Consider the following 11233-nt stretch of genomic DNA (forward strand, 5'->3'; position numbering starts at 1 on the left):
CCGCCGCGATCTGGCACAACTGGAACACCGGGGCCACGATCAAGCGCTCACTCATCGCCTATGACCACTGAGAACATCGGACTCATTCATCTAGGCCAGGTGGGTGAGAAGGAGGTCGGTGAGCCGTTCGGGGGTGCGCAGCGGGAGGTAGTGGTCGGCGTCCGGGACGAGGTGGCCGCGGGCGCCCGGGATGTCGGCGGCGAGCCGCCGCGCGATCGCCGCGATCTCCGGATGGTCGCGGTCGCCGTGGACGACGAGGGTGGGCGCGGTGACCGTGCCGAGCAGCGGCTCGGCCGCCCGGGCCGGGGCGCCCGCGAGGTGGTGCTCGCTGACGATCCTGCGGGCGGCGTTCTCCTCGACCATCGTCGCGATCAGCTCGCCGCCCGGTGCGCCGCGGCCCATCGCGGCCCAGACGGAGAGCTCCAGCTCGGCCAGCGCCGCCGCGTCGCCGCGCCGCCGGGCCTCGGCGTAGGTGGTGGTCTCCGGGGACGGCGGCCAGTCGTGGCCGCTGACCGAGGCGCCGACCAGGCCGAGCGCGGCGACCCGGTCCGGGTGGGCCAGGGCGAAGTCCAGCGCCGTCTCCCCGCCCATGCTCAGGCCGACCAGCGCGGCGCTGCCCAGCTCGAAGTGGTCCAGCACGGCGGTCAGGTCCGCGACGTCGTCGAAGGTCCGCTCCGGGGCGTCGGACCGGCCGAGGCCCCGGGCGTCGTAGCGGATCACGTCGTGGTGCCGGGCGAGGGCCGGGGCGACGGCGTCCCAGAGCCGGGAGTCCATGCCGGAGCCGTGCAGCAGCACCACCGGGCTGCCGGAGCCACTGCGCTCGGCCCACAGCAGGCCGCCGCCGGGAGCGGGGACGGGGAACTCGACGGCGGGGGGATCGGTGCGCGGGCTCATCCGGTGATGATCGCAGAGCCCCCGACGGCCCTGTCGACCGGTTTTCGGGCAGGCCCGAGGCCCCTCTCAGGGCAGCCGGACCGGCATCAGGACGGAGAAGGTGCCCGTGCGACCGGGGGTGCGGACGGCCAGCGGGGCGATCGGGCCGCCGAGTTCGAGGAGCAGTTGCCCGGGCGGTCCGGGCCGCCCCGCGTCGAGGGCGTCGAGCAGGAAGTCCCGGTTGACGGCCAGCCGGTAGCCCTCGGGGGCCGGGTCGTCGGCGACGGTCAGCCGGCCGTCCCCGGTCAGGGTCAGGACGGTGACCTCGCAGTCGGCGCCGTCCGGGCCGGAGGGCAGGGTGCGGGTGGCGCCGGTCTCCACGGCGGCGCGCAGTTCGGCGGCGGCGAGGGTGATCCGGTGCTCCGGTTCGAGCCTGGTGAGGGCGCGGTGGTCGGGGTAGTCGAAGTCCAGGGCGGCGCCCTCGATCCGGTGCTCGCCGAGGTCGGCGCGGACCAGCCCGCCGCCCAGGGTGAGCGCCACCGCGGAGGCTCCCGCGCCGAGCAGCGCGCGCAGCGCGTCCACCAGCGCGGTCGGGACGATGGTGCCGGTGACCGGCAGGTCGGCCGGGTCCGCGGCGACGGCGGGCACCTCGGCGAGGGCCATCCGGTAGCGGTCGGTGGCGACCAGGCGCAGCACCGGGCCGTCCGGCTCGAAGAGCACCCCGGCGAGCGAGGGCGGCTCGGGGTCGTCGCCGACCGCGAAGCGGACCGCGTCCAGGGCGGCGGCGAGGCCCTCGGCCCGTACGGTGAGCCGCAGTTCGGCGGGGGTGGTGGTCATCGGCTGCTCCCTCTGCTCGATCATCGCGTGGATCAGGGAGAGTTCGCGGCGGGCGTCGGCGAGGCCGTCCTCCAGCCGACGCAGGTGCGCGTCGAGCACCCGCCGGACCTCACCGCCGCCGGGTTCGGCGCCCAGGACGGCGCGGACGGCCGGCAGCGGCAGGCCGACCCGGCGCAGCCGGGCCAGCAGCCGGGCGTCCGCGAGCTGGCCGGGCCGGTACCAGCGGTAGCCGGTCCGCGGGTCGACCCAGGCGGGGGTGAGCACCCCGGCGCCGTCGTAGTAGCGCAGGGTGCCGACGCCCAGGCCGCTGGCGCGGGCCAGCTCGCCGATGCTGTACAGCTCGCTCTCCATGGCGGTGACTCTGCGGGCTCGACCCGGTCGAGGGTCAAGCGGAGCGGTCGGCGAGGTGGACCAGCTTCCGCGGGTTGCGGACGACCCGGATCTCCGAGATCCGCGCGGTGCCGTCGGGCTGCTCGGCGAACTCGAACACCGAGACGGAGTCGACCTCGCCGTCCACGGTGATCAGCGCCCCCGGGTCGCCGTTGACCAGGACCGGCCGGGCGGCGGCGCCCTCGCCGAGCCGGCCGAGCACCCCGAGGATGAAGCGGGCGACGTTCTCGGCGCCGGTGACCGGCCGCCGCGCGGCACTGATCACGCCGCCGCCGTCGGTCCAGCCGGTGACGTCGGGGGCGAGCAGTTCGAGCATCCGGTTGAGGTCGCCGCCGACGCAGGCCGACAGGAACTCGTCGGTGGCCCGGCGGCGCAGCTCGGGCGGGGCGTCGTAGCGGGGCCGGCGGGCGCGCACGTGCGCCCGGGCCCGGCTCCCGACCTGGCGGCAGGCGGCCTCGGTGCGGTCCAGGGCCTCGGCGATCTCCTGGTAGGAGAAGCCGAAGGCCTCCTTGAGCACGAACACCGCCCGCTCCAGCGGGGACAGGCTCTCCAGCACCACCAGCAGGGCGACCGAGACGGTCTCGGCCCGCTCGACGCCGTCGGTCGCGTCCGGCTCGGTGACCAGCGGTTCGGGCAGCCAGGGGCCGACGTAGGACTCGCGGCGGACGGCGGCCGAGTCCAGCTTGTTGAGCGCGAGGTTGGTGACCGTACGGGCGAGGAAGCCGCCGGGGCTGGCGACCGGGCCGGTGACCCGGCTCCAGCGCAGCCAGGTGTCCTGGACCAGGTCCTCGGCGTCGGCGACGCTGCCGAGCATCCGGTAGGCGATGCCGAAGACCGTCCGCCGGTGCTGCTCGAAGTCGGCGAGGCGGGTCTCAGACGTTTCGGTCACGCCCGGGACGCTACCGCACGGTAGGGGATCACGAGCGGAAGGCCCGGTACGCGGGGTCGAGCACGGCGGCGAGGTCGCGGCCGTACGCGGTGATGCCGGCGCGGCCGAGGCGGCGCAGCGAGGGTTCGTCCTGGTCGTCCTCCCGGGGCGGGGCGGGGCGCAGGGTGAAGTCGCCGCGCCAGTAGGCGGCGACGTTCACCACGGGTGGGGGCTGTTCGGTCATGCGTCCTCCTCGGTGACGGCGGCTTCCTCGGCTGCGGCGTCGTCCTCGGCGACGGCGGCTTCCTCGGCCACGGCGTCGTCCTCGGCCACGGCGTCCTCCCGGGTGAGGGCGACCAGTTCGCGCAGCGCCTCGACCGGCAGGTCGGTGAGCCAGTGCTCCCCCTCCCCCACCACCGTCTCGGCCAACGAGCGTTTGGCGGCGAGGAGTTCGTCGATCCGCTCCTCGACGGTGCCGACGCAGACCAGCCGGCGGACCTGGACGTCGCGGCGCTGGCCGATCCGGAAGGCCCGGTCGGTGGCCTGCTCCTCGACCGCCGGGTTCCACCAGCGGTCCAGGTGGATCACCTGGTTGGCGGCGGTCAGGTTGAGGCCGGTGCCGCCGGCCCGTAGCGAGAGCAGGAACACCCTTGGCCCGTCCGGGGATTGGAAGCGCTCGACCAGCTCCTCACGGCGCGTCCGGGTCAGGCCGCCGTGCAGGTACAGCACCTCCTCGCCGAGCCGGCGCTCCAGGTACGGGCGGAGCATCGCGCCGAACTCGGCGTACTGGGTGAAGACCAGGCTCCGGTCCCCCTCGGCCAGCGCCTCCTCCAGCAGCTCGGCCAGCCGGGCGACCTTGCCCGATCGGCCGCCCACCGCCGAGCCGTCGTGCAGGAGTTGGGCCGGGTGGTTGCAGACCTGCTTGAGCTTGCCGATCGCGGCCAGCACCGTGCCGCGCCGCTCCACGCCCCGGATGCCCTCGACCCGCCGCAGCAGGTCGGCGACCACGGCCTGGTAGAGGCCGGCCTGCTCGGCGGTGAGGTTGCACCACACCGTCATCTCCTGCTTGGCGGGCAGTTCGGCCGCCACGGCCGGGTCGGACTTGACCCGGCGCAGCACGAACGGGGCGGTGCGGCGCCGGAGTTCGGCGGTGCGCTCGGGGCTGCGGTGCAGCTCGACCGGGATCGCGTAGCGCTCCTTGAAGCGTTCGGCCGGGCCGAGCAGGCCGGGGTTGGCGAAGTCCAGGACGGCGTGCAGCTCGGAGAGCCGGTTCTCCACCGGGGTGCCGGTGAGCGCGATCCGGTGGCGGGTCACGGGCAGCGAGCGGACCGCCCGGGACTGTGCGGTGCCGGTGTTCTTGATGTGCTGGGCCTCGTCGGCGACCACCCGGCGCCAGCGGATCGCCCGCAGCGCGGCGTGGTCGCGCTGGACCAGGCCGTAGGTGGTGATGACGAGGTCCACGCCCCGTACGGCTTCGGCGAGCCGGTCCGCGCCGAGGCGGCCGGCGCCGTGGTGGACGTGACGGCGCAGGCCGGGGGCGAAGCGTTCGGCCTCGCGCTGCCAGTTGCCGACCAGGGACATCGGGCAGACCAGCAGGGTGGGGCCGGGCCCGCCCTGTTCGGTTTGCTCCGCGGCCTGTACGGCTTGCCCCGCGGGCCGCCCCGCGGGGCGCCCGGCGGCCTGTTCGGCGGCCTGTTCGGCGGCCTTCTCCGCGGCCAGCAGGGCGAGGGTCTGGACGGTCTTGCCGAGGCCCATGTCGTCGGCCAGCACGGCACCGAGGCCGAGCCCGGCCATGGTCCACAGCCAGGCCAGCCCGCGCTCCTGGTACGGACGCAGCACAGCCCGGAAGTCCTCCGGCAGCTCCGGCGCCGGGGCGGCGCCGGCCCGGCCGGCGAGCAGGTCACCGAGCGGGCCCCGCGCGTGCACCGAGGTGACGGGCAGCCCGGCGACCGTCGGCTCCGGATCGAGGGCGAGCCGCAGCAGTTCGGAGGCGGCGAGCACGCCGTCGCGACGGTCGGCGAGGAAGGCGAGCGCGGCGGCGATCTGCGCCGGGTCGGCCTCCAGCCAGGTGCCGCGCACTCGGACCAACCCCTGTTTGGCGGCGGCGAGTTCGGCCAGCTCCCGGTCGGTGAGCGGTGCCCCCTCCGGGTCCAGCGCGGCCTGCCAGCGGAAGGCGACCACGGCGTCCCGGTCCACCTGGCTGGTGACGGCGAGCGAGCCCGGCGCGGGCGGGGTGGTGGCGCGCAGCGCGAGCCCGAGCCGGGGGCGGCGGCGCCACCAGGCGGGCAGCAGCACCCCGAAGCCGCCCTCGGCGAGGGCGGGCGCGGCGGTGCGCAGGAAGTCCAGGGCGCCGGCCCGGTCGAGCGGCAGGGCGGACGGGCGGGAGCGGTGGCGCAGCGCGTCCAGGGCGGGCCAGCGGTGGGCGGCGCGGGCGAGTTCGGCGACCAGGACCTCGACCGGGTCGGCGGCCTTGCGGGCGAGGGCGGCGTGGGCCGCGCCGCCCTCGTGCAGGTCGGCGGCGCGGACCAGCAGCGAGGGTTCGTCCACGGCCTGGAGCAGGAACTCCAGCTGCCAGGCGTCGTCGGAGGGGCGGCCTTCGGGGTCGTCCGGGTCGGGGCCGAGCGGCTCGACCAGGCGGAAGCAGAGGCGCAGTGCCGGGTCCACGGGCTCGGCGGCGGCGTACCAGGCGCCGAGCCGGTCGCGCAGGTCGGCGAGCTCCTCCGGCGGGGCATCGTCGAGGCGGCCGTCGGGGGTGGTGAGGGCGTGCAGCCAGCGCTCGGCGACGGCCTCGCCCGGCGCCGGGAAGGGCGTGTCGGCCAGGGCCGCACGGGCCTCGGCGTCCACCAGTGCGCCCAGTGCGGCGCCCAGCAGCGCCTCCGCGCCGCCGGGGCCGTGCGGCCGCTCCGCGTCGGCGAGGCCGTGCGACCACTCCGCGCTGCCCGGGCCGTGCGGCCGCTCGGCGTTGCCGGGGCCGTGCGACCACTCCCCACCGCCCGCTCCGTGCGGCCACTCCCCCAGCAGGACGGGCGGGCAGCCGGCCGCCAGGGCCGCGGCCTCGCGGCGCCCGGCCGGGGTGGGGTCGGGCCGCCACCGGGCCCACCGGCGCTCGTCCGCCAGGACCGGCAGCGGCAGCACCCGGCCCCGGCCGACCGTGCGCCAGGCGAGGTCGTGCACGGCGGTGAGCCAGCGCAGCGAGGGGCCGTGGACCACCTCGACCCGTCCGGCGCCGGGCAGGTCGGTGCTGGTGACGGCCCAGAGCGGGTCGAAGACCTCGCCGAGCAGCTGGGCGGCGGCCGGGGCGTCGAAGAGCAGTGCCGGCACCCGCCAGGGTGTGAGGACGGCGGCGCCGCGCGGCGGGGTGACCGGAAGGTCGGGCGAGGGTGCGGGGAGGGTGCCGACGGTGGGCAGCAGCAGGGTGGCCCAGCGTTCGGGGGCCTGTCCGGCGAGCCAGCCGAGGCCCGGGCCGATGCCGCCGAGCACGGCGGCCAGCTCGCCGGCCGGGCAGGCGTAGGGGTGGGCGCGCGGGGCGGGCCGGTCGGGGCGCGGTTCGGCGGCGCCTGGGTGGGCGCGGGCGTCCTCGGCCCAGAGCGCCAGCCGCGCGTCCGCCCGCCAGAGCGCGTGCAGGGCGAACATCGGGGGGCCTTCCGGGCGGGGGCGGAACCGTCCTTCGCAGCCTAGCCGGGAGGGCCGACAGGGCCGGTCCGCTGGGCCGTCCGGGGGAAGCCGGAACGCCATGGTTGAAAATTGAACGAAGTTGCCCTACGCTGGAGCCAACAAGTTGAAGCCTAAACAACCGGCTTCGAACCAAGGAGGAAGCCATGGGCCTGTTCAACCGCACCAAGACCGTCACCGCCCCCGCCGCGACCGTCGCCCCGACCCCGGCCGGGCCGGACCTCGCCCACCTGACCGGCGACTGGGCCATCGACAGCACCCACAGCGAGATCGGATTCTCGGTCCGCCACGCGATGGTCACCAACGTCAAGGGCCGCTTCACCGAGTACGACGGCAAGCTGCACCTGGACGGGAGCCACCCGGGCAAGTCCTCGGCGGAGCTGGTGATCAAGGTCGCGAGCGTCGACACCAACCAGGCCCAGCGTGACGAGCACCTGCGCACCGGCGACTTCTTCGCCATCGACGCCCACCCGGAGATCCACTTCCGCAGCACCTCCGCCGAGCTGGTCCACGGCGACTCGTACCGGATGACCGGCGACCTCACGATCAAGGGCACCACCCGCCCGATCGTGCTGGAGCTGGAGTACACCGGCAGCGCCACCGACGCGTACGGCGCCGACCGGGTCGGCTTCGAGGGCAAGGCCGTCGTCGACCGCACCGACTTCGGTCTGACCTACAACGCGGCGCTGGAGACCGGCGGCGTGCTGATCGGCGAGAAGGTCAAGCTCAGCTTCGACATCTCCGCCGTCAAGGCCGGCTGAGGCCACCCCGGACGACCGCCCCTGCCCACCCCCCGGGGCAGGGGCGGTTCCGGCTGCTGTCGCGACCCCTACGACAGCAGCGCCGCGTCCGCCGCGGGCAGCCAGCTGCCCGGCGGGCGGCGCAGCCAGCCCTCGGCCGCACCGAGCGCACCCACCGCCCCGGCCAGCGCCCGCATCCCGGGGTGACGCTCGCCGGGCCGGTGCACCAGGCTGACCAGGCTCAGCGGCACCGGCTCCACCAGCGGCACGGTCACCGTCCCCGGGATCCGCGGCCCGCCGACCGTGGTCATCATCGGATCGCCGTGCCGGGCCAGGTAGCGGGCGGCCTCGTCCACACCCACCGGTGGCACGTGCGGGGCGGCCGCCGTCAGGCCGTGCTCGCGCAGCAGCCGGGTGCCCAGGTCGGCCCACTCGGTGGTGGCCGGGTTGCCCGCGCAGACGTCGACGGGGTGGCCGGCCAGCTCCGCCAGCCGTATGGCGAGGCGGTCGGCGAGCGGGTGGGTGTCCGCCATCATCACCGCGATCGGCACCAACCGGACTGGCAGCTGGCCGAGTTGGCCGCGCAGCGGAGCGGGGAGCCCGGCGAAGCGGCCGAACGAGGCGTCCAGCCGGTGGGCCAGCAGTTCGGCGGCGGCCGCGGCCAGTCCGCCGTGGAAGCGGGCCAGCAGCTCGCCCTCCGGCCAGCCGGCGCGGGCCCGTTCGAGCACCCGGCCGGGGGTGAAGTCCGGGCCGGTGACGTCGCTGTTGAGATCGACCAGCAGCGGCCGGGCGGCCCCGGCGCCGGTCGCGGCCTCGGCGAGGATCTCGTCGTGCAGCGCCAGGAACCGGCGCGCCCGGGGCAGCAACCGCTGCCCGGCCGGGGTGAGTTCGACGCTGCGGGTGGTGCGGGTGAACAGCACGTCACCGAGCAGCCCCTCCAGCGCCCGGACGTCCCGGCTGAGCGCCTGCTGGGCGATGTGCAGCCGCTCGGCGGCCCGGCCGAAGTGCAGGGTCTCGGCGGTCGCGACGAAGCCGCGGAGCAGGCGGGGGTGCAGGTCGCGGGGCATGGACGGCAGATTAACAACAGCGCGTTGTGAGTGCGGCGAACCAGGTGTTGGACGGCCCGCTCATGGCGGTAGCAGGCTGAGGGCACCCCCTTCCGCCCTGCTCACAGGAGCCCGATGCCCCCGCGCGCCCTCCTCACCTCCTACCGTCGGCTGTTCGCGGCCCCCGGCGCAGTCGCCTTCACCCTGGCCGGACTGCTCGGCCGGCTGGCGCTGTCGATGTACGGCGTCTCGCTGGTGGTGCTGCTCTCCGAGCGGCGCGGCTCGTACGGGCTGGCCGGGGCGGTCTCGGCGGTCGGGCTGGTCACCGGCGCGATCGGGATGCCGCTCATCGGACGACTGGTGGACCGGTACGGGCAGGCGCGGGTGACGGTACCGGCCGCGCTGTACAGCGCCGTCCCGATGGCCGCCCTGCTGCTCTGCGTCCACCTCGGCGCACCCGGCTGGACGCTCTTCCTCTGCTCCGCGGCCTGCTCGGCCATGCCCAACCTCGGCGGCATGGCCCGCTCCCGCTGGGCGCACCTGCACCGGGACGACCCGGCCGCCCGGCACCTGGCCAACTCCTTCGAGCAGGCGCTGGACGAACTCTGCTTCATGGCCGGGCCGGTGCTCGCCATGCTGCTCTGCACGACGCTCGCCCCGGAGGCCGGACTGCTCGCCACCGGCGCCCTCGGCACCGCCGGCGCCCTGCTGTTCGCCGCCCAGCGGCGCACCGAACCGCCCCTGCCCGTCCGGGAATCCGCCGAGCGGCGGCACGGCTCGCCACTGCGGGCGCCCGGACTGCGGGTGCTGGTGCTGACCTTCCTGGCCACCGGCATGGTCTTCGGCGCGACCGAGATCACCACCGTGGCGTACGCCGACGCGCTCGGCCACAAGGCCACGGCCGGTCTGCTGCTGGCCCTGGTCGCGGGCGGCTCCTGCGTGGCCGGGCTGCTGTTCGGCCTGCTGACGCCGCACCGGGCACCCGGCACCCGCTTCCTGCTCTGTGCCGCGGCGATGGCCGCGGTGCTGCTGCTGCCGCTCGCCGCCGGGCTCGGCGGGGCCGGGCTCGGGGTGCTCGGGGTGGTGCTGTTCACGGCGGGCACCGCCACGGCGCCGACCATGGTGACCGGGATGACGCTGGTCCAGGAGCTACTGCCACGGCGGCAGTTCAACGAGGGGATGGCGATGGCGGTGTCGGGCATCGTGGTCGGCATCTCGGCCGGGGCCGCGCTCGCCGGGACGGTCGCCGAGCGGGCCGCGCCGGGGACGGGCTACGCGCTGCCCGCCGTGGCCGCCGGACTGGCGCTGGTGATCGCGCTGGCGGGGCGGCGGCACCTGGCGGGGCCGCCGCACTCGACCGGGCGCGGGGCGGCGAACGGGCTGGTGAACGGGCCCGTGGCGGGGCCTCTGGCCGGGCCGGTCGAAAATGCCGAGCCGATTGTCAGTCCCACCCTCTAACGTCGAGGCATGGGGGAAATCACTTACGTCCGAGGCGATGCCACCACGCCCCAGGGCAAGGGCGTGAAGGTGATCGCGCACGTCTGCAACGACCTCGGCGGCTGGGGCAAGGGCTTCGTGCTCGCGCTCTCCAGACGCTGGCCCGAGCCCGAGGCGGCGTACCGGCGCTGGCACCGGGAGCGGGCGGAGAACGACTTCGGCCTCGGCGCCGTCCAGTTGGTGCCGGTCGATCCGCGCACCTGGGTGGCCAACCTGGTCGGCCAGCGCGGCATCCGCACCGGGCGCTCCACCGGAGTGCCGGTGCGGTACGAGGCGATCGACACCGGGCTGGCGGCCATCGGTGAGCACGCGCTCCGGCTCGGCGCCTCCGTCCACATGCCGCGGATCGGCTGCGGCCTGGCGGGCGGGCGCTGGGAGAAGATCGAGCCGCTGATCACCGCCCGGCTGACGGCCCGGGGCGTCCCGGTGACCGTCTACGACTTCGACTGACCCGACCGGCCCGGACCGCTTTCGGGCCTTCCTTCCACCGGCCTCCTACCGATCCGTCGACTCCGGCCGGTCGGATCCGACCGCAACCCGCCCGGCCGGCCAGGCGTACACGTACTCGGGCAGCAGGAATCCACCGGGGAACTCCCCCTCCTGCGCCCGGACCCGCTCGGCGCCCTCGCGCTCGTAGAAGGCGATCGCGCGGGTGTTGTCCCGCAGCACCTCCAGGGAGAGTCCGGCCCCGGGGTGCCGCTCGGCGACATGGGCGCGGGCCGCCGCCAGCAGCTCGCGACCGATGCCGCCACCGTTCAGGCCGGGGCGCACGTGCAGGTTGTCGATCAGCACCCCGCCGTCCGGCTGCGGGACGAGGTAGATGAACCCGACCACCTCGCCGGCCCGTTCGGCTACCAGGAGCTCCGGCGTGTTCTCCGGCTCCCCGTAGTCGACGACCAGGCGCAGACTCCACAGCTCACGGCGCTGGGCGACCATCCCGTCGCCCAACGCCTCCTCCGGGACGATCCCCCGATAGGTGGTGCGCCAGCTGTGGGCGTGCAGTTCGGCGATTGACCCGGCGTCCTGCACGCCACCGCGTCGAATGACGGTCTGCCCTGAACTGATCATGTGACCAGCCTCCCACAGAGATGGAGTTGAACATGTTCAACCGAAGCGCGTACAGTTCCGTCCAGCTTTTGAACGCGTTCGAACCGATGGGGGTTTTCATGGCACCGGGTGCGGAGGGGGCAGCCGGTAACACGAACACCGACACCGGATGGAACGTCGTCTCCGGCTAGGCTCGTGCCCGTGGACGACCTGGCAGCGACGAACCGAACGGACGGCGGGAACGGCACGGCCGAGGCTTCGGC

General features: G+C 75.4%; 10 protein-coding genes. 3 read left to right on the forward strand and 7 right to left on the reverse strand.

Annotated features, from left to right (window positions below):
• Nucleotides 1-90: 90 nt before the first annotated feature.
• From ACFRAR_RS36585 to ACFRAR_RS36605, 5 genes are all read right to left on the reverse strand, one after another.
• Nucleotides 91-894, reverse strand: a complete 804-nt coding sequence (locus ACFRAR_RS36585; RefSeq protein ID WP_380704373.1) for an alpha/beta fold hydrolase — start codon at nt 892-894, stop codon at nt 91-93.
• A gap of 66 nt (nt 895-960) precedes the next feature.
• A complete protein-coding gene (locus tag ACFRAR_RS36590; protein WP_380704375.1) occupies nt 961-2061 on the reverse strand; it encodes a MerR family transcriptional regulator in 1101 nt (366 codons plus the stop codon).
• A gap of 34 nt (nt 2062-2095) precedes the next feature.
• A complete protein-coding gene (locus ACFRAR_RS36595) occupies nt 2096-2989 on the reverse strand; it encodes an RNA polymerase sigma-70 factor (protein ID WP_380704377.1) in 894 nt (297 codons plus the stop codon).
• Between the two features lie 28 nt (nt 2990-3017).
• Complete coding sequence (locus ACFRAR_RS36600; RefSeq protein WP_380704379.1) at nt 3018-3212, reverse strand: hypothetical protein; 195 nt, start codon at nt 3210-3212, stop codon at nt 3018-3020.
• A complete protein-coding gene (locus tag ACFRAR_RS36605; RefSeq protein ID WP_380704381.1) occupies nt 3209-6601 on the reverse strand; it encodes an SNF2-related protein in 3393 nt (1130 codons plus the stop codon). The genes ACFRAR_RS36600 and ACFRAR_RS36605 overlap by 4 nt, the downstream gene beginning before the upstream one ends.
• A gap of 185 nt (nt 6602-6786) precedes the next feature.
• Here ACFRAR_RS36605 and ACFRAR_RS36610 point away from each other — a divergent pair, with 185 nt between their 5' ends.
• Nucleotides 6787-7401, forward strand: a complete 615-nt coding sequence (locus ACFRAR_RS36610; RefSeq protein WP_380704383.1) for a YceI family protein — start codon at nt 6787-6789, stop codon at nt 7399-7401.
• Nucleotides 7402-7469: 68 nt separating this feature from the next.
• On the opposite strand, the gene ACFRAR_RS36615 is transcribed toward ACFRAR_RS36610, so the two are convergent.
• Nucleotides 7470-8447 (reverse strand): LysR family transcriptional regulator, encoded by a 978-nt coding sequence (locus ACFRAR_RS36615; RefSeq protein WP_380704385.1) that lies wholly within the window; start codon nt 8445-8447, stop codon nt 7470-7472.
• 114 nt (nt 8448-8561) lie between these two features.
• Between ACFRAR_RS36615 and ACFRAR_RS36620 the strand changes: the two genes are divergently transcribed.
• Together ACFRAR_RS36620 and ACFRAR_RS36625 are read left to right on the forward strand one after the other, a co-directional pair.
• Nucleotides 8562-9884: an MFS transporter gene (locus ACFRAR_RS36620; RefSeq protein WP_380704387.1), complete on the forward strand. Its 1323-nt coding sequence runs from the start codon at nt 8562-8564 to the stop codon at nt 9882-9884.
• A gap of 9 nt (nt 9885-9893) precedes the next feature.
• Nucleotides 9894-10373 carry a macro domain-containing protein gene (locus ACFRAR_RS36625; RefSeq protein WP_380704389.1) on the forward strand — a complete coding sequence of 160 codons (480 nt, stop codon included), beginning with the start codon at nt 9894-9896 and terminating at the stop codon, nt 10371-10373.
• Nucleotides 10374-10418: 45 nt separating this feature from the next.
• Here ACFRAR_RS36625 and ACFRAR_RS36630 read toward each other — a convergent pair whose 3' ends face one another.
• On the reverse strand, nt 10419-10991 hold the full coding sequence (locus ACFRAR_RS36630; RefSeq protein ID WP_380704391.1) for a GNAT family N-acetyltransferase: 573 nt from the start codon (nt 10989-10991) through the stop codon (nt 10419-10421).
• Nucleotides 10992-11233: the final 242 nt, after the last annotated feature.

The sequence above is a fragment of the Kitasatospora sp. NPDC056651 genome, assembly GCF_042792155.1.
Lineage (GTDB): Bacteria > Actinomycetota > Actinomycetes > Streptomycetales > Streptomycetaceae > Kitasatospora.

Excerpts from the sequence above, each read along its gene's own strand:
- ACFRAR_RS36585 (WP_380704373.1), bottom strand. The coding sequence starts at position 894 with ATGAGCCCGCGCACCGATCCCCCCGCCGTCGAGTTCCCCGTCCCCGCT.
- ACFRAR_RS36590 (WP_380704375.1), bottom strand. The coding sequence starts at position 2,061 with ATGGAGAGCGAGCTGTACAGCATCGGCGAGCTGGCCCGCGCCAGCGGC.
- ACFRAR_RS36620 (WP_380704387.1), top strand. The coding sequence starts at position 8,562 with ATGCCCCCGCGCGCCCTCCTCACCTCCTACCGTCGGCTGTTCGCGGCC.
- ACFRAR_RS36615 (WP_380704385.1), bottom strand. The coding sequence starts at position 8,447 with ATGCCCCGCGACCTGCACCCCCGCCTGCTCCGCGGCTTCGTCGCGACC.
- ACFRAR_RS36630 (WP_380704391.1), bottom strand. The coding sequence starts at position 10,991 with ATGATCAGTTCAGGGCAGACCGTCATTCGACGCGGTGGCGTGCAGGAC.
- ACFRAR_RS36625 (WP_380704389.1), top strand. The coding sequence starts at position 9,894 with ATGGGGGAAATCACTTACGTCCGAGGCGATGCCACCACGCCCCAGGGC.
- ACFRAR_RS36605 (WP_380704381.1), bottom strand. The coding sequence starts at position 6,601 with ATGTTCGCCCTGCACGCGCTCTGGCGGGCGGACGCGCGGCTGGCGCTC.
- ACFRAR_RS36610 (WP_380704383.1), top strand. The coding sequence starts at position 6,787 with ATGGGCCTGTTCAACCGCACCAAGACCGTCACCGCCCCCGCCGCGACC.
- ACFRAR_RS36600 (WP_380704379.1), bottom strand. The coding sequence starts at position 3,212 with ATGACCGAACAGCCCCCACCCGTGGTGAACGTCGCCGCCTACTGGCGC.